Raw genomic sequence first — 21,745 nt, 5'->3', positions numbered from 1 at the left:
AGTACAGCACCGCGCCCCCGGTTGTGCCGCCACAGACGGGCAGCTGGCTGTAGTCGCGGCCGTCTTCGTCGAGGTAGGGCGTGAAGTTGATCCACAGGTCGGCCACGACCTTATTGATCTTTTGCCCTTTTTCGACCGTCACGCCCAGGGGAATCGAGCGGATGTGAATCTGCTGGGTCGTATCGTCGCGGATGCGAACGACCTTGAGGTTAAGTATATCCTCGGTAGTAGCCATCAGAGTAGGTTGTTAATAAAATTCCTGACTGGCACGGCGATCAAATCGCGGGCCTGTCCGGTTGGGTCGCTGTAGGGGTGTACGTTGTCAGGCATAAAAAAGCGGAGCGCCTTCATGTCGGTTGATGTGCTACCCGGCTCCCGGCTTTCGGCGTCAGCAGCGTGTAAATTCCAGGGGGCCTGGCTCCATTTGCTCGCCGTGTTGGGAATGGTGCGCTGTGAGAACGGCACGTACTCCCAGAGTTTTAGGATCGGGATTTGTTGGTAGGCGGCTACGGCGGTTTGCCCGAGTGCTACGCGCGTATCAAGCTGGTTTTCGTAGTGGCCCTCGATGGCTACTTTCTGACTCGGCTTGTAGTAGCGAATCACGTCCAGCAGGTAGTTCATCGCCCCGGTAAACGTGTTGCGGCTAAAGCCGGTGGCTGGGTCACGGGCGGCAATGGCGACATACTCCGCTTCGGTTTCATTCGTAAAGCGGTCGTTATAGCCGTGTGAAATGATGATCAAGTCAACCTCGGGCTGTTCCCCCGTCAAGTAGGGCACTAGCCGTGCCTCGAAGGAACACGACCGGATAAATTCAGCTTCTTCGCTGGTAAAACTCGTGGGGGCAGTAGCTGCGTCAATAAACTGCGTCCGGTACGTAGACCAGTTAGCGAGTAAGTCAAGTTTCTCCGCAGTAGTGTGCATCAGCGAATAGGCACAGTTCTTCCAGTACATGCCCGCCCGTGACCCGTTTTTGTCGAATATCCGTAGCGACGAGCTGGGCACGGCGCAGTTGATAAGGTATGCGCCGAGCTCAGCGCACGCCTTTTCGGCGTAGCCCGAATCGGCGGGAATAGAAGTGCCCATTAAGAGAATGCGCTTCAGAGTGGCGTAGGTGGAGATTTGTAGATTCATAGAGGTACGGCGTCCAAAAGGCGTGTAGCTGGTTGGCACGCTGCCTCCTTCGACGATTTGGAATGTAGTTTTGGTAGAGGTTTCGAGCGTGGGCCGAATGAAGACCGTCGCGGCCGACGTGGTAAAGCTGTTGGTGGAACGGGTGTGGCTCACCCCGCCTACAGGTGCGCCCAGCTCGTCGAAAAAGGCGACAAACTGTTTATGCGTGGCGGTATAGGTCGTGCTGGGCTCGACGCGCTGGAACGGGCCAATCGTATAGCCCGCCATATCGTGTTCTACGCCCGAATCGTCGATATATTTGCCGTCTTCGTTACCATCAGCCAGCCGGTCGTATAGGTTGGGGTTGGCAATCAGGTAGCGGTTTATATCGTCGGCTTTGATTTGGGCATCTTTTGCGGTATTGAGCGCCTGGGTGCCCTGGGGGGTTACGCCCTGAAGCGTGGGGACGGACTCGCTGTAACCGGGATAACTCGTGCCGGTATTGACCTGAAAGTTGTCGCTCTCGCTGATGGCTACCGTGCAGAGGATATACACCGTGTTCGCGGGAACGGTAAAATAGGTGTCATCCCGTACCACATTCGCCCCGCCGATGCACTGATCGAGGGCGTTGAAATACGCGATGAACTGTTTGTAGTTAGCGTTGTAGGTCTGCCCCGGCGTAACCGTAATTGGGTGGGAAATCAGGTAGGCCGCGTCGCTAGCCACCTGACCCGTATTGGTAATATATTTGCCGGTCTGGTTGCGGACATCGTCCTTATTAAACAGATTGGTAGCGGGCGTAATCAGTGCGGCCAGATCGCCGGTCTGCCGACTGAGCGCCGATTGCGTTACCTGGGCGATATTCAGCGCCTGGGCACTCTGGGGGGTGGTACCCTGAAAGATGGGCAGGGCGGAGGCTTCCGGTTTGTCGACGTTGCCTTTAACCAGCCGGAACGTGTTGATCTGGTCGGCCGGTACGGTACACAGGATATAGGCCACGCCAGCGGGGACGGTGAAAGCGTCGTCGTCCCGCAGGTAGTCCGCCCCGTTGCCGACCGGCAGATCCCGGGCCGAAAAAAAGGCCACGTACTGTTTGCTGCTGGGATGATACCGCTGGCCGGGGGTTACCGGGATCGGGTGCGAAATCTGGTAGCTGGCATTGCCGGTGACTTTCCCTTTGTTGTCGATGAATGCGCCGGGCTGGTTGCGGCTGTCGTCCTTACGAAACAGGTTTTCGCCGGGCACGATGAAATTAGCCAGGTCACCCGCGGCCCGGCGGGCGGTCGAGGCAATCTGCGCCTGCTGGGGCGTTTCGCCCAGAAAAACCCGCTTAAAGGGTTGCCAGTCGAGATTGACCGCACCGGGGGTAACCTGAAACTGATTGACCAGATCCGCCGGGATGGTCATCCGCATGAAGGCCACGCCAGCGGGTGTGGTGAAGGTGGCATTGGGCCGGGCGTGGTCTTCGCCCCCGATGGGCTTGCCGGCCCGGTTAAAATACGTGACGTACTGGCCGGGCACGTTTGGCGTCCAGGTCGTTAACGGCGTTACCGGAATGCGGTGGGATAAAACGTACGCCTGGTTGGCTGTAAGCTCGCCCTTGGTATTCATGTAAAAGCCCGGCTGGTTGAATGGGCTGTCCTTGTCGAACCAGTTGATGTCGGGTCGAACAAAATCGGTACGCTCCCAGGTGACCGCCCCGATCTGAATCTGAGCTGTCGCAATAGAGTCCTCCAGAATGGTCAGGATTGGCAGGTTGTAGCAGCGCGGATCGTCGAGTACGGTATACGTACCCCCGGTGCCTCCGCCCGTTCCGCTGCCGGTAGGGGCATCGGTATTGGTGAGGTAAAACTCGTTGGTTGTCGGGTCACGAACCAGTTTAAGCGTTTGGTCGACTTTGGCGTCACTGGTCAGGACAATCGGTACATTGTCCAGCCTGGCCAGGACGTAATTGAGGGTTGCGGGCGAAATGGCAGCAAACTCCTGCGTACCTGCCAGCGCTTCGGTTGGGGTCGCGTAGCGGGTTAGCCCCTCATTCTCTTCGCTGGCCGACTGGTATTCGGTCGGAGCCGGGCTATCTGCGCCCGATGATTCGTTTTGTAGCTTAAAATAGTCCGACAGATCAATCGAACCCAGCAGGACATCCCGATCGTTGTAAAACGACAACACACCACTAGCGTCGCAGGTAACGGCGCTTGCGTCAATAATGGCATCGACGGTGGCGTTATACCGATTCCGGAAACCGGTTTCAAGACTGTCTGTAGATTGGATGCGCTGGACTGCGGGCATGACTTAGAGAAAGTCACCAAATCGACAGCCTTCAATCCAGGTGTCGATCGTACTGCCGGGGGCGCTCTCGAACGCGTCGAAAACGTAGGCAGCATAGAACTCGCAGCCCCTTTGGGAGTTCACTGGCAGCGAAGATACATATTTTTTGATTCCGGTCAATATGGTTTTGCCGCTGGCGGGCGTGTGCCGAATTTCCGTGGGGAAAAACGCCGTATCCGGCTCACCGTCCCGGCCCGCCAGGGTGATGTAGCCCAGATGCAATTCCGGATCAGGATGCGCCATACGCAGGGCGGCTTTTAAATACAGCATCTGTTCCAGAGCCAGCTGCGTTTCAATGCTGATCGTCTCCGCTTCCCAGAGGGGTGGCAGTACGGCCGTCAGAGCAGCCACGTACAAATCATCCGTATGCACGACGGTTTGGCGGCTGTCAATATCCTGATCACCCGGGGCGTTGTCGGCCAGCCGGGTACGTAGGCCCTGGTTGTTTTTGGCGAAACTAAACGTTAGTTTCTCCGAGCCGTTGACGTGGATAAACGAGCCGGCCAGATACCGGGCGTGTCGCATCAAATTAAACCGCGGTGCCAGGCGCAGGTTGTAGGTCGTATCCGGGTCCAGGATACCCCGAACGTCCGCGTAGTCTTCGGCCCGTTCCGCCCGGAATATACCGGTTTGTCCGATTGACAGGGTAGCTGTTTTGGTTTCCGGAAAGACTTCGCGGTTGAGCGTATACAACATGGCGGGCTTCACGACCGGTAAGCGAATGACGCCGGTACTCGGTATCGTTACGATGCTGGAGCGTTCGGCGGCTTCGATGCGAAACAGCCCAACGTTTTTTTCGTTGAGCCCAGCCCCCGCAATCTGGATGGTTACGCCTTTGGCCAGCCAGGTCGGAGCCGCTGCCAGATCGATCAACAAACTGGCTTTGCCCCGGCTAAACACGAACTGAACCGTCAGGGTGGCCGATACGGCACTCGTCAGCGGGCCCGACTGATCGACGGCAATAATAAACGTGTCGTCATCGTAGGTCGTTGAGTCCTGGGGCGTTTTGGTAAACTGGTTGCGCCGGGTCATTTCGATGGCGTAGCCGCTGGCTACAAAATCGCTTTCCTGTTCATACGCTACCCCTTCCCGTACCGGCGTGGCGTATTCCTGACGAACGTTGAACTCGTCGAGTACCTGCGGCCCCTCATCCGGAAACTTCCGGTATCCGATGTTGATTCTGGGGTGGAGCCGGTTGGTGTCGATCTTACGGTCAATGACGGTATACGACTCGATCCGGAGCAGTTCGACGTTGCGGTAGAAATACGCAATCGGCTCCACTACCAGCACGTCGCCGGTATCGGTCGGCCGGTATCCGATACCGATGGCGTCGATAGCCTGTAAACTCGTCAGGCAATCCTGCAGGGAAAGCGTCAGGGGTCGCTGCGTAAAGCCGCGCAGGCCAAACCCGTTAGTCAGCATCCGATGACTACCACCCCCGTCGACGGGCTGATTACCCCCCGCCAGTGAATAATACGCCGACTGAACCGCGTTCGCCCGGCCCGTTATGCCCGCTACCAGTTGGCGCAGGACGTCTTTGATCGGATAGGCCGGGGCCGTCGAGGTGGGGGCGGTGGTAACGGCCGTCAGGGTCAGGGTGGCATTGTTGGCGGTCAGCCGGACATCCGTACCCCGCCAGTTGGACCGGTTGGGGCTGATTTCGAGTAGGCCGTAGATGGAAATAGGCGTACCGGCTGAAACAGGGACGCCTGGCAGATCAAGCGTAGCCGAAATGCGCTGGGCACCCATGAACCGGCTGTTGGTCCGGCCGCTGCGGACGGTGCCGATCGGATACGTTACGTTACCCGCTACCAATACGCATTTGACCGACCAGCTGCCGACGTCGGGCGGGTTTAAGGAAATACCGGCCTTCTGCAGCCGACAATCGACCTGAAAATCTACCGTTACCTGAACGCGCAACGCCCCTTCTTCTTTGGCAATCAGGATGGGGGCCGGTTTATCAACCGATATACCCGTCATTGATCCAGAAAAGTCTTTTACCTCATCCGGAACCGGTTCTGAAAACGGGAGACTCAGGTAAAACGTCCGGTATACGTTGGTACCGGCTAGTCCCGTCAGCGGGTTACCACCCTGCAGAATTGACCCGCCGGTATTGACGAAGGGCAGCCAGTCGGTATCAACGGGCTGAACGGGTGGTTTGGTCGTCGTCGTCTGTTTGATGCTCTGCGCGTGTAGCATCAGATTGGCGGGCAGCGGGGGCGTAATGGGCTGGGGTAAACCGCCCTCGGTCTTAATCGATTCGCGGGCTGTCATGCTGATTTTACTGTCCCAATACGGCTGTATGTCGGGATGCATAGACAGGACTTCGGCGGCAATGCTCAATTCGCCCCCGACCACGTTTTTCGTGCCCATTTTGAGTTTCAGCGTCTGCATGGGCAGATCGACGCCCGAATCAGCCAGCCCCCAGCGTAGCAGCACCGTAGCGGCAACGCCATTGGCCAGATACGCCTGTTCGATGAAGTCAATGGCTTCTACCTGACGAAAGCGCAGCAGGGCTTCGTCGCCGGTAAACTCGAAGGTAAACCCATGCCAGACCGGATCACGCTGCAGCACCCATTCGGCCGCGTCCCAGCCAACGGGTTCCTGAATAACCAGTTCGTCCGCCCCGTAGATGAGCCGGAAGTAAACGGACGCGGAAGAAATACGATAGTCGGGTACGTCGGAACCGTTGACGTAGTTGGCCAGATTGTAATTGGCAGAAATGGGCATAGCCAGAACAGGCTAACGGGCCCGGCCACACTGCCCCTTAGCTGGCGGGTAGCGTAAAGATAGCAAAAAGGGCTTAATCGGATTATAGCCCTAGCATTGCCGCCCGATTGCCGGCCAATGGCTACCTTCTGATAAAAATTTGTGGTATATCTGTCACAATTACACAACAAGGAAATGTGATATTTTTCTTACCACTTGCTTATCTTTTGATTGTCTAATATTGTCTTTACTATTCTTTAAACCTATGTTCTAAACAAAACAAGTATTCAGCCATATCGGAATAATACAAACCATAGCAACCACATACGCGGTTCTACGTGCGTGAGATTAGAATTATGCAAACCAAATCATTTCAAATGTCGTTAGTTTTGTACAGTTTTGGTTTATCAAAGTAAACCAATCAGGACACAACACCAGGCAAGAAACCATGAAAAGTAACACCATTTCCGCTGAAATTGCCCGGCAGGATGGCCGGCTGATTTCGGCCAGCATCATCATGCCGACCTGGCATCACCGGGCCGAGGATGGTAAGCTGTACGCCCAAATCCCGTTCTTAGGACTGGAAACCTACGGCCGTAACGAGGAACGACTGAACGAGGCTATCAAGGAAGCCTTCATCTGTTTTTGTTTGTTGTCAGAGCGAAGTGGTAGAGGAGTAGAAGAAGAGCTGATAGCCATGGGCTGGCAACTGGACGAACCAACCAGTGAAGGCCATGCCGTATTGGTGGCCAAACCGGCCGACGAACTGTATGACCGGGTTCTGCAAACCGGCGACGAGCGGGCTTATCTCGTTGATATGACCGCCTACCATGACCAACTAAATTATTTAGTAGCCGCCTAGCATGACTGACGAGTTTTATCCCACCGTGAGTGTTGAGTTTATCCGCGAGTTGATTGAGAACAGTGGATACATGGTAGATACAGTACAGGCTGGCCCGTCTGTAGCCTACATGCTTAGAGGTCAACGAGATGTTGGTAAACGCACCATACTAATAAGCCTTGAAGAAGACACCGTTAATTACGACTACGCCGTTTCCATCGCTTATCGAACCAAGACACTCACCCCCCTGATGGAGTGGCTGGAGCAGAATAGAAACTGGAAAAGTGGGGGCTATTTTCAATAACTTTGTTTTGGGGTAAACTAAAGGCCCGACCGTGATGGTCGGGCCTTTAGTTTACTTTACTTACCCTTACACTGCCAGCTTTTACGGGTCTCGACTTCGACGCCCGCCTGTAGGGATTACGCGGCCGCTGGCAACTGCTTCGGTTGCTGCTTAAACAAGTAATGAAGCATGGCCCTACCCCGCTGGGTCCAAACCATATTCATCGTTGTATGGCGCTTCCCCGTCGAATCGTGGTAGGTGTGGGTTCGCATCTGGGCATAGCCTTTCCCCTGATACTTACTGGTCAACACCCAAACCCCGTCTACTTTCCACTGAATACCCCGCTCTTTGAGCAGTTTATTGAACGCCATAGCCGAATACCCCAGTTCAGACGCAATTACCGTCGTCACTACGCAATCGTTGGTGTCCAGCACCTCGTCAACGTATTCGACTTTGGGGCGGGCCGTGGCCAGTTCGCGTTCTAAGGCTTCTTTCTCTTCTTCGATCTGCAAAACCATCAGCGCCAGTTCTTTCCGGCTGAGTTGGGCGGGTTGCGCTGGAGCCTGGGCAATGGTCGTTACCTGTCGCAGTGCCTTTTCGCAATCGATGAAGTATTGACGGGCCTGTTTGCCTTTCTCGTTCCGCTCGACCATCGATAGTTCTTTAGCCATATCGAGCGTCAGGGCGTAGTCGGTTTCGGGCCTACCCCCTTTTTCTAAATTTTTAGAAAAACCCTCCATACCATCGTTTTCTAAATTTTTAGAAAGCGGTGCATTCTCAGCACCCTCACCCCTTTTACTCAAATTTGAGTAAAACCCATCAACCTCTACATAATCAATTCCTTGCTGAAATCCATAGTGAATAACCCTGCGCTTGATCCAGTCGTTAAAACGAGCCTTAACTTCGAGGAAGTCGTATAGCTCCCGAGCCGATACAACCTGCAAACCTTGTTCGTTGGTTGTGATTTTGATCAGGTCGTTCATTTCTCAGTCTGGTTGGCGGCCTGTTGGATGAAACCCGAAAGCAACTCGTCAAGTAACTCGTAAGCGTACATAGTACCTTCGAGCGAGAACGGCGATAACGTTTGATCAATGCCGACCGGCACAAACGCACAAACCCAGGTACGCAGAGCGCGTCGGTAATTCTCGACCGTGAGGGGGTCGCTGAAGTTATCCTGGATTAACTGAGACAGATTAACCGGCAGTCCGGTTACGTGGACATTGATACCAGCCCCGGCAGGCATGGTAGATTGGAAATTAGACATGGTATTCTAGCAGTTTTGCCCTATACAGCCTTGGGCGTTGGACATAGAAAAAGCGGTACGCTGTACTACCTGCTGCTAGAATACCGTTACCGGACGTTCCTACATGCCATTACAACATGTAGACAGGGTACAGCGCACCGCCAATTATGGCAATAGGCCGATGTATAGGCATAAAAAAAGCCCTACAATATGTGAGGGCGGCTGACGCCGTCCGGTATTCGTATTCTAGCGTTTCAAAGGTCGGAAACCTTTTCAACACTTGCAAATAGGCCGTTTTCCAATACTGTAGGACAAATATAGGCAAACAATCAAATGGTAAAAGACCGTCAATCAAATGTTGTAGACAAATCGGCCCTGAATTGATTATACGGGCATTTGTTAATCAACAGTATTAGCATCATCAATCAATTGGTAATTGAAAAACAATCAGAAATATTACCGTTTGCTTGCAAAAATATTTTCGAAACGGGCAAAATATTTTGAGAACGGTAAAAAATAGGCAGTCGGTTACTTTATTTGGGAATAAATAAACCATGCCATGCCCGCAATAGAAAAATTCAACAACGTAGCAGATATCCTGAAAAGTCTGGAGCTAGTAGGGGTCGGCCAATTGAGAAAATGGAGGAAAGATGAAATAGGCTGGATTTCCAGTACCGATTACTATGAATTTGGCGAACCGGACGCTTACGGCATGAAGGATAACGTTGCTATATATCTGCAGTCTAAAGACGAGTCGTATATAGAAGATGTACGGCTGAATATGAATCAGCGCAACAAGAATCACATAGAGGAGTCCTATCAATTTTACTTAAAAAAAGTTGATCTGGTTTTTCGGGCATTAGAGCTGAATGTTCCGGAAGGCATAAATGACCGAATAAAACAGAAGGAAAATTTTATCTATGAAACGGACAGGTATATCATAGAGACAAACATTACACCCGACCCGCGAACCGATTACTACCGACTGATTATCAAAACAAAATAAACCACATCATGAAATATTTTACTGCACTAGCTCTATTTCTATTTACGCTGTCATGTTCTACCGATTCCAAGCCAGTCGAGCAACGCCAATCCAAATGGACGCCCGATCAGATCAAAAGTGTAGCTGACGACTATAAGGGTACGGACTTCGAGCGGTTCCAGGTTCAGAATTTGGCCTATAAGCAACAGTACGACATGGCCCCGTCAGAATTTGCGGAGAATATCAAAAGTGGCGAGGTTGCCCGAATGATTGAGGATTCAACCATGAAAGACGCCTATCAATACGGGTTTGATATTGACAGGATTGCAGGAAAGACGCCCAAGCAAATTGCCGCCATGTTTGGCAAGCCTACCAGTTCGGAAACTACCAACCCATCCCGAACGCCCTGCCCCTGCCCCAAAAAAGAATATTTGTCTGGCATTGTGGAGATTGTCTACATGAATAATAAGGCCGACTGGATAACCATAAACCTAAATGGTTCTGGAAACGTAACCTCAAAGGAATACGAAATCCAGAACCATGATAGTTACTACTACATCAAAGCGTTTACCTACTAACTTTTCTTTCTGGGTAAGCTGAAGTAATTGTTCAGCAGTTCGGTGCGCTGGTGTCCCCTACGCTCGAATAGGCGCTTACCCTGAGCATCTTCATGATGTTCGTGTACTGGTAGCTGACCGATGGCCGATATAAAGGCTTCGGTCAGTTCTGCTTTTGTGGGGCCGGTAGGCACAACAGCAGGCACGTGTAAACCACCGCCTGGAGCCTGCCGGACTTCCTGAGCAATTTCCTGATTGGTTGCCAGTATGTGTTTGGACTGCTGATGGTTGTATACCTTATCGTGCCGGTTCAGATATGTAATCTGTTTTTCGGCGGCTAATCGATACGAAGTTTTGCCCCCCTTCTTTGACTCGATCAACTCGTAACCGCGTTCCCCTACCCACGCCGGGCCTTCTGGAGCGTCTGACGTTCCTTTCCAGAACTCAGGCAGTGGCTTAGCCAGCACGGCGGCTATTTGAAGTGCCCCGATTGCCCCTACTAGTATTGCCAACGGCAGATTGGCTCCAGCTTCGGCAATACCTTTGGCAATAGAGATGGAAATAGAGAACAAGGCTTTTTGACGTTCCGCAATAGCTTCCCGGCGTCGAATATCTTTTTGCCTGGCTGCGTATTTGGCTTCGATCTCCTTTTTGCTCCGGTCGGTGCCGTCGGACATTTCTATTTCCTGCGCCTTCTGCTTTTCAAGGGCTTCGAGTTCAGCACTGCGATTGGCTGAGCTGATCTCAAAGAATGTATTTACTCCCTGCACCAGCGTTTCAAGGGCGGCATCACGGATTTTAGCCATTTCCTTTTGATGCTCTTCCTCAATCTGCTTTTTAGTTTTTGCCGTGTTCTCCGTCAGCTTTATATCCCGGTCGCTACGGGCTTTTTGCTGGGCTTCTTCTTCGTCGGCTATTCGCTTTTTTTCATCGGCCAACGCCTGTTCTATTTCGGCTTCTGTTTTGCCCTGTGAACGCAGCAGATCTTCCAGCGAAGCCATACGTTGCCGGGTTGCCTGCTCAACTGTTTCAGAACTGGCAATGGTTGCATTGGCTACGTCGTTCAGGTATCGTTCCGTTAGATTGCCTAGACGTTTAGCTCCTTCAGCTTCGGTAATTTGCCGTTTCTGAACGGCGGTCTCAATAGTAGACTGCTCATCTATGTACGCCTTTTCGAGCTGGGTTAGCCGCTCGGACAACAATCGGCCCGATATGCTTTTGTCGGCATCGGCGGCCTGTTTGAAGGCTTCGAGAGACTTTTTAAACGCGTCATCTTCGATCTTTCTCCGCTTCTCGGCGTTCTCGCTGGCAACCTCATTAAGCCGGGTTTCGGTTTCTGTGTAATCGGCTGTTTTTCGCTTACCGTAGGCTTTGAGTAGTCGCTGTTCGGCATGAATGCCCTTTTGCTGAACCTGAGCCCGCTGGTTAACGTAATCCGATTCAGTCATTAGCCCCTTTTTATACACAACATCAAGGGCCGACAACTCTTTTTCAGTGGCCGCTCTGGTATTCTCCAGCGACTTGGCTAATCGGGCTTCCCGCTCCCGTTCCCGCTTATCCCGGTCTTTTTCGTATTTCGCCCTGGCTTCTTCGGCCTTACGCGTAGCCTCATTCTTTTTGTTCTCCGCTTCTATCTCTTTCCGATAGGCATCAAGGGCAGAGTTGTCCTCTCCCGGCTTTGGTGTTGCTTTTACCCGCTTCGACGCATCGAATATATCCCTTGTGGCTCCAATGGGATTGGCAATGAAACTGGCCAGGGTTTGTAATAGCTTGCCCTCTTCTTTGAGCTGTCGAAGTCCCTTGGTAAACCGGCCAACGTATTCAGCCCCTTTGTTAAACAGCCCTAGTACAGCATTCAGCGAGGGCAACAATAACTGGTACAGATCCGTTGCAATCCCTTTGATATTGTCTTTGAAGGTAGACCAACGGCCATTGAGCGACTGGGATGCCTTGTCGGTTGCGCCGATAACCCCCGGCATCTTGCCGATAGAAATCAGAAAGTCAGATATCGCCCGGTCGGTATTGGCTACCGTTGTACGAACCCCGTTGTACGTGAATGTGACCTTATCACCGTTCTTCTGGGCATCAATAGAGAACTCTTTCAGCCGTTCAAATTCGCCCCGCTGAGCATCGGCAATGGCTTCAACGTAATCGGTAATGGTTTTTTTCTTGCTGAGGGCTATATCTGACAGGGAAACCAGTTGGTCTTTAGTCGCAATAATGCCAATGCCGGCCAACCGGGTAAAGGCTTCGGTTACCTGATCGACTTCGAGCCGACTACTGGCGGCAAAGTCACGAATCAGCGCCCCGGCCTCAATGGCAGCGGCCTTATTGTTGCGTAAGCTATTTTCGAGTAAGTTGTCTAGATCTTCTGCAGCGGCTCCCACCTCAACAATCTGGGTACCCAGCGTAATTAATGCACCAACAGCGGCCCCAGCACCGGTAGCCACACCCAGACCCGATAGCGTGTTTAACAAACCTCCCAGCCCCTTGTCTTTGGGGTAATTACCGACGTTTCGCCCGAACTGGCCTAGTCCGGCATCGATCTTTTTTAGGGCAGCGTCGGCCTGGGTGATTCGAGCCGCCAGCGCAACAGCCGCCTTGTTGTTGCGATTCAGTTTACCCGTATTGGAGTCGAACGCATCATCCAGTGACTTCAACTCTTTTCGGGCGTCGGCTAATTCTTTCTGAAGTTTGTTGTACGTGCCAGTTACCTCACGGTTATTCTGACCTACTACCGTAGTGGCCTTGCTCAGTTTGGTAAGCTGAGTTTGCAGGGCAACTAATTCGGCATGTAGTCGCTTCTTCTGGGCAATCTCTTTGGCTGTACTGCCCTGTATGGCCGCTTCTTCCTTCAGTATTTGCTCCTGACGGGCATATATTGACCCCAGCACCTTATCAAGTTGCTCCTGAGCCTTCGTAACACCATCTATAGCGGCCCGCTGGTCTTTGAGCTGAGGTACCTGTCTTTCTATCTGCTCTCCAATTTGCTGCTGTTTACGCGAGTCGCCGGACGCCTGAAGGAATTTGTTCTGATTGTCAATCATGGCCGCGTACAGCGTTTTGTACGAAGCCAATAATTGTTCGTTGAGCCGTTTCACATCGGCCGCAAAATCGGCGTACTCGGCTTTGGTTTCGGCAACGGCCCTTTTATAGCCGTCGAGGTCGATTAACTCCTGGTATTCTATACGGTTTGGCATAATCCTACGGCATTAGGGGGCTGGAAAACGACTGATCGACGAGGGTAAACGTGACGGGTTGCAAGGAGCCGCGCCCCGGCTGGGTAGCCACGTGGGTTTGTACGCTGACGGGTACGCCGTTGCAGCCGATGGTGGTATGAAGCAGGGCCATTTCCAGCGCTTCAATTTGAATGCTGTCGAGCGGTTCGGTTCGAAACGACAGCAGCCGGTCGGCCGCCTGGTGATACGGCCGGATTCGTCCCGTTGTCACTTCTCTATACGTAGTCTGATCGACCTGATACGGCGTATCAATCAGCCGTGCCCGTAGGCGTAGTGATTGGGTTGAGCCGGGGTCTAAAAACGGGTAGCGGACGCCCTGCAGAATCCGCGTGTTGGCTACGTCCAGATAAATACTGTACTGGATAGCATCAACCTGGGTCAGCACCTCAATCAGCGACGACACCAGCGTTAAAGCCGGGCTGGGATACACCAGCTGCCAGCGGTACAAACCCGGCGGCACGGCCGGACAGACCAGACTGCCATACGTGTCATAGGTGTTGCCCGACGTGTTGAACGTGCGGGGGATGGCAAATACGGTGCTGGTGGTATTGTAGACGGTACCGGTTAGCTCACTGACCAGCTTGACGGCTGGCACGCCGTTGTTGGGCCGACCTTCGATCAGATTGACGTAGGCCATGGTTGACGCCCCGGCATAGGTGACACTGGCGGCCTGGGGCAGACAGCCGAACTCGGACAGGGGCAGCGGAAACGGGAGGGGGTTGCTTTGGGTCGGGTTGAACCAGGCCAGCAGGTTGGGGCGATTGACGCGCAGCATCGATCATGGTACTTACTTCGCTGGCAGCCCCTTTGCAGCCCCTAAAGATACTATTTTTTACTGCTCAGCGCATCGAGCCGGGCGTATAGTCCAAACTCGGTCAGTCGCTCCGGATGCTGAACGCCCCGCTCCTCTAAGGCCAGCAGTAACGATTCAAACGCTTTGCGGTCGGACAGGATCGGGTTTTCGCTGTTGCCGGGGTCGAGAACGGCGGGCCGGGCGGCTTGCTGGAGTGAGGTTTGAATAGCTGACAGGCGGGCGGCTGCTTCGGGCGTTTCGCTCAGGGCGTCATCGATCAGGGCGTTTACGTAGTCAGCGTAGCTTAAACTTCCGTCTCGTTTAAAGCGAGGGAAATACGATTCTCGTTGAAAATCGAGTTTTTTTTTACCGCGTCGACAATCTCGTGGCACTCTGCGTAGGTGGGTTTGATCGTCTCCAGCAGCTGTTTCAAGCCCTCTGCTGTAATGTCGTCAACGGGTTTGCCATCGGCTTCACCCAGCAACACGCCGAACGCCAGCGCGTCGGGTTCGTAGCCTTCCTGTATGGCCGATACAGACAAATACAGGTTTTGCAGACCAGTAGCTACGCTGGCACTGTCACCCGCCAGATTGTACTGCATCAGGGCGCCCAGCGTCTGGGTCAGCTGATCGGGCGTCAATGAGAGTTCGGACGCTTCCGACAGGTAGCGCGTCAGGTACGGCCGACGACCGACGGGAAATTCTTCGAAGTCGTTGTAATACTTAACGACGTGGCCGGATTGCAGGGTTTTGGTTTGCATGGGTTATTCTTCAGTTCGGGTAATAACAACGGACAGCACAAACGCCGACAGCATGGCCGACGCCAGCGCCCCGGCTACGTAGTGTAAGAAATTCAGGTCAGTCAAGGCCTTTAGCGACACCAGCGACAGCCAGAACGATAGACAGAAGTAACAGGACGCTTCGGGCATCCAGGCTTTTCGGTATACGCTGTACCAGTCCAGCACATCCCACTTTTTCAGCGTAAAGAGTACCGCCGAAACGGTCAGCGAGGTCAGAATAACAGCGTCTAACATACAGTACGGCGCGTGTTAGATGCCCAGCCCCGAATCAGATAGTTGTCCGACATGCTCTCTTTAACCTGATCCTGATTCTTCCGGAAATACCCTACAAAATCAATTATATCCTGATGGGTATAAAGCGGTTGTTTCTCAATCCACGCGTGTAGTTGCCGGTTCCATCTGGCATCTACCAATGCGTTATGCTCCCCTTCCGGATCGGGACAAACCTTCTGCTTCCACTCTTTGGTCAGGCCGCGTTCGTCCATCATCTGTTTCAGGTCGCGGCAATACATGGGAAAGCCGGTGGGCAGTTCGCTCATGTTGCCGAATAGCGAACAGAATAGCACCCAATCGTAATCGGCGTAGTACGCATAGAACTCAACGCTATTAGCCTTAAGCCACCAGTCAATGTCTTCATCGGCGCGGCTCAGTCCATCCCCGGCCGCTACCGCTGGCCAGTAAACGAAGTTGCGTATCTCATCGGCAATCTGCTTATTGGTTTTCCCTGTCCAGTTCAGCAGGGTTCGCATGCACTTTTTGGTAAAGTCTCCAAACAGCGAATAGTGGTGGGTTTTCGCGTAAGTGGATTGTCCCTGGCACATCTCCACATGCAAGGGCTTTAGTACATTTTCACGTACCCAGTCATCGGCCCATGCCTTATCCAAATCAAATTCTTTACTGATGGCGTAATACGTGCGGCCGGTATCATCGACCAATCCTATGCTGATCAAGTCAATGAAGTGACGGCTTTTGCCGAATAGCGGCTTTCTGAAGCCAGCATAAAACTCGGTATCCAGGAATATTTTCATGATCGGTTAGCAGTTTGTAACAGGTAGCGTAATGAGACAATCCACCCGAACGCCCGCAAACGGGTGCATCAGGTAGGGATGGTTTTGAAAGTCGTAGTCAATGCCGCGAAACACATTAGCCGCCTGCTGATCTTCTACGCCGGTTATGACCAGCGGGTACTGAGCCGCCAGCCGGATTTGCAGCTGTTCTATAACCCAGTCGGTCGGCTGGCCTTTCGTGGTGTCGTACCAGCCGATAAGGGCAACCGGGTATTCCATAAACAGCGTCGTAGCGCCGGGTTCGTAGGGTTGCGGCTTGCCGGGGCCGGTCGTGATGCCAAACAGCAGACCCCCCGCTACCTCATCAGGCAGTACAGGCAGGTTGGAGCGTTTGGCCGTGTCGTATGTCAGTGGCAACCGGCGGGGGCGGTCCTTGTCGATCTGATCGGGTTTGCCGATACCCTTCACGGTTTCGACTTTCAGCCGACCGTAGACACGACCGACGGGAAACAGGTCAGACAATGACTGATTGAGTTGTAGCAGGTAGTCAGATAGGGTCATTAGAATATATCAGTGGGTTGAATGCGGAGCAAGCGAATCAGCCAGTAGCTACCGAAAAGCCGGATAAAGTCGCGCCGATGATCATCGAAGTAGTTAGGCACTCGGTCGTACTGGTCGGGCAATATCTCTTTGATGAGGTAATACGAATGATACAGGTATTCGCTGCCCCATGTATTGTCCTGATACTTACCATTGGACAGTCGGTTAATTACGTGTAAGCAAAAGGTGTCGTCACGCCGATCAATGGCAAACACAAGGGCAATCCGTTTGGTGTTGTCCAGAAAATATTCGTGAACGCTGTTGCGGTGGCACTGGTAGTTATAGCGCATTTCTCCGCAGACAAACCGCTCATCGGCAAGGCGCGAAAAGTTGCGGGTAAAATGCCTGCGTAAGCGCTCTTGGATGGTATGTATATACCATTTTCTCATAGTGATTGGCGTAAATGGTTAATCAGCGCGTCGGCCAGAAATCCGGCTACCCGCTGTTGATCGGCTTCGGAAATGCCCAGGATGTCCGGCCCGTAGCGATTCGTCAGCTTTTCGGTTTTCTCATCCGTCGCGCTGATGCTGAAGCCGGAACCAAACGGATCGGTGTAGATTGAGCCGCGAAACGCACCGGTATCAAGTAAATCGACGGGCCTAAGCCGCCCTTTGTACTTGACCGACGAATACTGACCCAGTGATTTGCCGTTGCTGTCGAGACCCTTGTCGAGCTGATCCCGGTTCAGGTCGGTAATCACCGTTTCGTTACGCTCAATAGTCGAATCCAGCACCCGTTCGAGGGGAATGCTGGCCAGTTGGTCGAGTTGAGCGAGGGCAGCTGTCATTATTTGCTGATAAATCGATTGCCGATGATCAACAGAATATCAAGGGCTATCATAATCATGGCTAGTAGGCACAGGAAAATGCCCATACCCGGAATAAACTGCTTTATTGGATAGCTTTTTTTTTCGGAAAAAACCTTTTCGCGCATGATGCCCGATGCGTAGCTATTGGGTAGCAGATCGTAGTACCAGATGGCTAAAATGAGCCGGTAAAACAGGATCGGTGCCAGATAGAACAAGATTATCAGTTCGCCCGTTGTCATAGCCCGTATACCGTTTTACGTTTTACCCGGCCAACGTCCTGCGTATCGGGCAGGCATTTAGCCGACAGGCCCGACAGGTCAATGTCGAGGGCCGCAGTCAGTTTGTCCAGCTTGGCTTCTTCACCGTTCTTCAGCGCGTACATAGCCCGGTCGCGGGTCTGTTGCTCGACGGTCGTAATCTGGGGGCTGAACGCGATCCGGTTCAGCAGTTTGACGACGGCTTGCTGCAAGATGGCTTCAGCCAGTACCGACTGCTGATCGATCACCAAATTGGTGATGTCGCAACCGATCGAAAACGCCAGATTCAGCCCAAAGTTTTGATCTGACACGTTATCGACTTCGCCAAAGGGTTCGTCCTGCTGAAACGCAGATAGCGACACGTGCGGGCTCCAGCGCAGCCAGCGGCTGTTATTTTCGGGTTCGCAGGGGGCGCAGCGTACCTTACCGACGGGTTTAGCCCGGCGAATGGCCCGAACGCTGCCTAAATCCAACTGATGATAACCAATGTAGTACGTGGTATAGCCCGACAGCGTTTTCTTAAGATCCACCCACTGCATCCGGCTCCCGGTGGTAGTCGTCACGTTCTGCGTAAACAGGGCCGTGTTGTCCAAACTGTCGCCGTACACAGAAATAGGCAGGCTCGTAACAGCGGCCGACAGCTGCAACCCCAGCTTTTCGAGTCGAATGGCGTAGTACGGATCGGACACCACGACTTTCAGCCCGACGAACCGCCCGGCGGGCGTAATCAGATCGGTGACCATGCCGCCCCCGTCGTACAGCTCGATCGTAGGCAATACGGTTTTGCCCTCGATGCGCGTGAGTTTACGCACCCGAATGGCCGACAGCACTGACGCGACGGAATCGGTCAGCGTCTGATTGATCAACGCGCTGAGCCGGTCAGTATCGCCTTGCGTGTCGAGCGACAGAGCCGCGTAGTACAGCGTCCGGGCGTCCATGAGCGGGTGGGCCGTGTCAAGAAACAGACCCGACCGGGATTCGGTCAGGTCCGCGTCTAACGTACCGTAGTCGCTGTTGCCGTGGTCCCGGTAGCCGATCAACCCGGTCAGCTGCTCCTGTATGCGTGTGAGATTGTACATGATGCTCGTAAAAAAAGGCCCGGCCAACGCGAGCCGGGCCTTTGACCAACCATTTAACCCAAAACTACTACATGAAAGACTAGTTGAACGGCGTCGTTTTCAGGCTGATGACCTTTAAACTGTCGCTGGTCGTAACGCCCACAATCCGGACTTTAGACACCGGACCCGACCAGACGGCCCGGCCGCTGGCTTTGTCGACCAGGGTAGCTTCTGCACCCGTACCGGTGCCGCGTGTGCGTACCCGTAAATCATTCTTGCGAACGACAATAGAGACTTTAGCGACCGAATCCGCTACCTCGACCGTGTTGGTCGTGTAGGTGATCTTGTTGGCGCTGGGAATGATGGTCTGGGCCTGAACGCTGATAGCCGCCAGCAGCAACCCCACACACAAAAACAGGTATCGTTTCATTGATTGACAATCAGTAAATAGGTGAGAAAAGGCCAGTAGCCTACTCGCGTAAGCTACTGGCGGTTACGTGCGGGTATCAAATACCTAGGCAGCGGGGGCCAGGTTGTATTTGATGATCGGGCTTTCGCCTTCGACCGACGAATACGATTTGACCATTGAAGTATCGACGGTGTATTCGTATTTGTCGTAGTACACCGGCTCAACCGCTCCGTTGTAGCCGACCGTCTGCTCAGCGCAAGCGGCCTGGTAGTGTACCGACGCGTCGAAGTAGTTGAACATCGGGTCGCGCTCCGAAAACCAGAAGTCTTTCTGCGGCTCAAACACCACGTTGTTAGCCGCGTTGGGGCTCAGCCAGTGGTAGATACCGACGGCGCCCGGCGTAAACATGTAGTGCGTCTCGGCGTAGCCAGCATCCGGAACCAGGAAGTTGGTTGGATACATCGTAGCGCCCCCGGTCAGCAGCATAGCCTGGTTGACGGCGTTACCCGCTCCATTCATGCCCATCAAACGCTGGGTGACCATGGCGGCCCCGTTCGTTACGTCCAGAAAATCAGTACCGGCATTGAGGATGTTGCGTCCCAGTACGTAGTTGTACGCTGCGTAGAACGGGGCACCCTGAACGCCCGTATAAGCCGCACCCGACTTGGTGAAGTAGGCCTGCGTCGATGCGTCGTCAACCAAGGCGGTCGATTTGTTAGCGGCCAGGAACGACAGACAGTTTGTCTCCATGAACTCGTACCACTTGTGCCAGGCGAAATACAGCGCCGTGGTCAGCAGCTCGTTGTAGCGGATGTAGTTCTGATCGAGCAAAGCACGCGGTACTTTGATCTCAAAACCCTTCACGCTGAAGGTCAGCGCTACGGCGTCGGTCGTCGGCTCCTGACCACCGATTACGCAGGTACGCCCGTCTTTCAGGGTGATGCTCATGCGTTTGATCACCGGGATCTTAAACGGACGCTCGAAGGAACGTTTTTCGCGGCTTACGTCACCCTGCGAGAGCAGGAACGGAGACGAAGCAATGTAGGCAGCCAGCGCACCGTACTTGTCCTTACGGAACTCGAAGCGCGTTGACTCTTCGCTAAACCGGATGATCGCATCGGTATACGCGGTAGGCAGGTAATTGGGTAATCCAGCGGGCATTAGTGACAGGTGAATTAGGGGCTTTTCTGGATTCTGGACTACCCCTTAGCCGAATCAGTAAAGCGGGTGAATACGGAAATCAAATCAAAAACCGGTAAGCCGTCCCATGGCCGACCGGGCAACAGTATTTACTTAAAAAGGTTTTGTATGAACTTAACTGAACCTTCTATCATAAGCCACACACCGAAAGCGACGCAACCCAGATTGAAGCAGGGCACTAAGCTACCGGCCAACATGGCCGATCTACCGGTAAGTGGTCCCAGCTTCAGACCGGCGAACATACCGGACGGGCAGGCTATGCCGGGTATAAGCATCAACAATGCCGGCACGAAGTAGACGTAGGACAAAAGAGTCAGTGCGTTCATGGTTATTCGGTCAATGCATATTCTTTCACCAGCCGGGCGTACTCTTTAGCGTAATCGGGTCCGGTCTGGCCGTTTGCCTTTTCCAGCGCTATCTGCTGGGCTTCGGCTTTGTTTTTGGGTACGGGTCCGGCGCCCGGTACTGGCGCGGCTGCTTTTGCGTTCGGCCCCGTTGCTGGTGGCGTCGCTACTTTCAAGAATGCTTTGAATGTGCTGGCCAGATGGTCAAATGCTTTTACCGGCTCGTTCGTGGTGGCATCAACGATGTCGACGTACTTGCTGGGGTCGGCCGGGTCCTGCTTCTGAAAGATCACCTGACGGCCTTCGACCCGGTGAGGCATCAGCAGGGCCTTGTTCAGGAGTAGCTCGCGCTGCATTTCCAGTGCTTCACCCTCCAGATTAAAATTCATGCTACCCAGCGCTCCGGATAAGGCTATTTCAGCAATGGCCCGGTTGGACTGCTGAACCGTTTCGCGTTTCCCGTTTTCGGCGGCCTCCTTAACGGCCCGCTGAGCATAGTCAAAATACTTTTCATCCGGCGACAGCTTGGGTATACCAGTCGCTTTGAAAATGTCTTCCTCGGTTTTCAGCGCAAATTCAGACGTCTTTTTGCCGATGGCTTCTGACTCTACCGTTTTACGCAGCGCCTGTTCTTCTTCAGCCGTATAGACTTTAAAACCCAGGGCCGACAAGCGGGCGCGGGCTTCGGTAGCATCAAAACCGGTCGGTGCCGGTTGTTGAACGGGTGGCTGAGCCACGGCAACAGGTTGAGGAACCGGTATTTCATTCGGCATCTGTCCGACTGGGGTAGCTACAGTACTCATGCAATGAATGGGCTTTTTTATTGTGAGTTTGCTAACAAATATATTGATTCATTAACAAACTCACAAAATACATAGCTTATTCTTCGATAGGCTCTATTACGAGTCCCAGCACCTCAGCGACGGTACGGCCGCTGTCGTCCTGCGGGTGGGGGCTGGTCAACCGGCGGTACTCATCTTCCGAGTAAATCTGTACCTGCTCATCGACCTTCTTAGCGTCGCCAAAGCCGTCGTTTACCATCCGGTACTGGTTGACGGTAATCTGTTTAGGCTGGGCAGCAATGGCGGCTGCGGCTTTCTCCGCGTTCTGATCGGCCAGGGCTTTGGCTACCTGCTGGGCAACGATCTCGTTCAGCTGAGAAACGGGAACCATCT

Annotated in this window: 24 protein-coding genes; 4 read left to right on the top strand and 20 right to left on the bottom strand. The window is 53.4% G+C overall.

Annotated elements, in window-relative coordinates; translation table 11 throughout:
- The 3 genes from FBR45_RS25910 to FBR45_RS25900 form a co-directional block, all read right to left on the bottom strand.
- A partial coding sequence (locus FBR45_RS25910) for a hypothetical protein (protein ID WP_138504060.1) occupies positions 1-235 on the bottom strand: 235 nt, incomplete at its 3' end.
- Positions 235-3,399, bottom strand: a complete 3,165-nt coding sequence (locus FBR45_RS25905) for a hypothetical protein (protein ID WP_138507370.1) — start codon at positions 3,397-3,399, stop codon at positions 235-237. The genes FBR45_RS25910 and FBR45_RS25905, both read right to left, overlap by 1 nt.
- Positions 3,400-3,402: 3 nt before the next feature.
- On the bottom strand, positions 3,403-6,168 hold the full coding sequence (locus FBR45_RS25900; RefSeq protein ID WP_138507369.1) for a hypothetical protein: 2,766 nt from the start codon (positions 6,166-6,168) through the stop codon (positions 3,403-3,405).
- A 427-nt stretch (positions 6,169-6,595) separates the two neighbouring features.
- Between FBR45_RS25900 and FBR45_RS25895 the strand changes: the two genes are divergently transcribed.
- Both FBR45_RS25895 and FBR45_RS25890 read left to right on the top strand, forming a co-directional pair.
- Positions 6,596-7,009, top strand: coding sequence for a hypothetical protein (locus FBR45_RS25895; RefSeq protein WP_138507368.1), 414 nt, complete (start codon positions 6,596-6,598; stop codon positions 7,007-7,009).
- Between the two features lies 1 nt (position 7,010).
- On the top strand, positions 7,011-7,292 hold the full coding sequence (locus FBR45_RS25890) for a hypothetical protein (RefSeq protein WP_138507367.1): 282 nt from the start codon (positions 7,011-7,013) through the stop codon (positions 7,290-7,292).
- A 116-nt stretch (positions 7,293-7,408) separates the two neighbouring features.
- On the opposite strand, the gene FBR45_RS25885 is transcribed toward FBR45_RS25890, so the two are convergent.
- Entirely contained in the window at positions 7,409-8,254 is an 846-nt protein-coding gene (locus tag FBR45_RS25885; RefSeq protein ID WP_138507366.1) for a phage antirepressor KilAC domain-containing protein, read from the bottom strand.
- Positions 8,251-8,535, bottom strand: coding sequence for a hypothetical protein (locus FBR45_RS25880; RefSeq protein ID WP_138507365.1), 285 nt, complete (start codon positions 8,533-8,535; stop codon positions 8,251-8,253). Before FBR45_RS25880 ends, FBR45_RS25885 begins: the two co-directional genes overlap by 4 nt.
- A 538-nt stretch (positions 8,536-9,073) precedes the next feature.
- On the opposite strand from FBR45_RS25880, the gene FBR45_RS25875 reads away from it, so the two are divergent.
- On the top strand, positions 9,074-9,520 hold the full coding sequence (locus FBR45_RS25875) for a hypothetical protein (RefSeq protein ID WP_138507364.1): 447 nt from the start codon (positions 9,074-9,076) through the stop codon (positions 9,518-9,520).
- 8 nt (positions 9,521-9,528) lie between these two features.
- On the top strand, positions 9,529-10,077 hold the full coding sequence (locus tag FBR45_RS25870) for a hypothetical protein (protein ID WP_138507363.1): 549 nt from the start codon (positions 9,529-9,531) through the stop codon (positions 10,075-10,077).
- On the opposite strand, the gene FBR45_RS25865 is transcribed toward FBR45_RS25870, so the two are convergent.
- The 15 genes from FBR45_RS25865 to FBR45_RS25795 form a co-directional block, all read right to left on the bottom strand.
- Positions 10,074-13,256 carry a coiled-coil domain-containing protein gene (locus tag FBR45_RS25865; protein ID WP_138507362.1) on the bottom strand — a complete coding sequence of 1,061 codons (3,183 nt, stop codon included), beginning with the start codon at positions 13,254-13,256 and terminating at the stop codon, positions 10,074-10,076. The genes FBR45_RS25870 and FBR45_RS25865 overlap by 4 nt on opposite strands.
- Positions 13,257-13,260: 4 nt before the next feature.
- Positions 13,261-14,070 (bottom strand): hypothetical protein, encoded by an 810-nt coding sequence (locus FBR45_RS25860; protein ID WP_138507361.1) that lies wholly within the window; start codon positions 14,068-14,070, stop codon positions 13,261-13,263.
- Between the two features lie 50 nt (positions 14,071-14,120).
- Positions 14,121-14,480 (bottom strand): hypothetical protein, encoded by a 360-nt coding sequence (locus tag FBR45_RS25855; RefSeq protein ID WP_138507360.1) that lies wholly within the window; start codon positions 14,478-14,480, stop codon positions 14,121-14,123.
- Positions 14,393-14,848: a hypothetical protein gene (locus tag FBR45_RS25850; RefSeq protein ID WP_138507359.1), complete on the bottom strand. Its 456-nt coding sequence runs from the start codon at positions 14,846-14,848 to the stop codon at positions 14,393-14,395. Before FBR45_RS25850 ends, FBR45_RS25855 begins: the two co-directional genes overlap by 88 nt.
- A gap of 3 nt (positions 14,849-14,851) precedes the next feature.
- Entirely contained in the window at positions 14,852-15,121 is a 270-nt protein-coding gene (locus FBR45_RS25845; RefSeq protein WP_138507358.1) for a hypothetical protein, read from the bottom strand.
- Entirely contained in the window at positions 15,115-15,915 is an 801-nt protein-coding gene (locus FBR45_RS25840; RefSeq protein WP_138507357.1) for a 3'-5' exoribonuclease domain-containing protein, read from the bottom strand. Before FBR45_RS25840 ends, FBR45_RS25845 begins: the two co-directional genes overlap by 7 nt.
- A 6-nt stretch (positions 15,916-15,921) precedes the next feature.
- Positions 15,922-16,455: a hypothetical protein gene (locus FBR45_RS25835; RefSeq protein WP_138507356.1), complete on the bottom strand. Its 534-nt coding sequence runs from the start codon at positions 16,453-16,455 to the stop codon at positions 15,922-15,924.
- Positions 16,455-16,883, bottom strand: a complete 429-nt coding sequence (locus FBR45_RS25830) for a hypothetical protein (protein ID WP_138507355.1) — start codon at positions 16,881-16,883, stop codon at positions 16,455-16,457. The genes FBR45_RS25835 and FBR45_RS25830 overlap by 1 nt, the downstream gene beginning before the upstream one ends.
- Positions 16,880-17,281 carry a hypothetical protein gene (locus tag FBR45_RS25825; protein WP_138507354.1) on the bottom strand — a complete coding sequence of 134 codons (402 nt, stop codon included), beginning with the start codon at positions 17,279-17,281 and terminating at the stop codon, positions 16,880-16,882. Before FBR45_RS25825 ends, FBR45_RS25830 begins: the two co-directional genes overlap by 4 nt.
- A complete protein-coding gene (locus FBR45_RS25820; RefSeq protein ID WP_138507353.1) occupies positions 17,281-17,541 on the bottom strand; it encodes a hypothetical protein in 261 nt (86 codons plus the stop codon). Before FBR45_RS25820 ends, FBR45_RS25825 begins: the two co-directional genes overlap by 1 nt.
- Positions 17,538-18,638: a hypothetical protein gene (locus FBR45_RS25815; RefSeq protein WP_138507352.1), complete on the bottom strand. Its 1,101-nt coding sequence runs from the start codon at positions 18,636-18,638 to the stop codon at positions 17,538-17,540. The genes FBR45_RS25820 and FBR45_RS25815 overlap by 4 nt, the downstream gene beginning before the upstream one ends.
- Before the next feature lie 79 nt (positions 18,639-18,717).
- A complete protein-coding gene (locus FBR45_RS25810) occupies positions 18,718-19,047 on the bottom strand; it encodes a hypothetical protein (RefSeq protein ID WP_138507351.1) in 330 nt (109 codons plus the stop codon).
- 84 nt (positions 19,048-19,131) lie between these two features.
- Positions 19,132-20,187, bottom strand: a complete 1,056-nt coding sequence (locus FBR45_RS25805) for a hypothetical protein (RefSeq protein WP_138507350.1) — start codon at positions 20,185-20,187, stop codon at positions 19,132-19,134.
- Between the two features lie 367 nt (positions 20,188-20,554).
- A complete protein-coding gene (locus FBR45_RS25800; protein WP_138507349.1) occupies positions 20,555-21,373 on the bottom strand; it encodes a hypothetical protein in 819 nt (272 codons plus the stop codon).
- 76 nt (positions 21,374-21,449) lie between these two features.
- The gene (locus FBR45_RS25795; RefSeq protein WP_138507348.1) at positions 21,450-21,743 is read right to left on the bottom strand and encodes a hypothetical protein; all 294 of its coding nucleotides are present in this window, start codon (positions 21,741-21,743) and stop codon (positions 21,450-21,452) included.
- Positions 21,744-21,745: the final 2 nt, after the last annotated feature.

The sequence above is a fragment of the Spirosoma lacussanchae genome (assembly GCF_005870035.1).
GTDB classification, from domain to species: Bacteria; Bacteroidota; Bacteroidia; order Cytophagales; family Spirosomataceae; genus Spirosoma; species Spirosoma lacussanchae.
The sequence above is the reverse complement of the archived record's forward strand: the minus strand, read 5'-3'. Positions and strand labels throughout refer to the sequence as shown.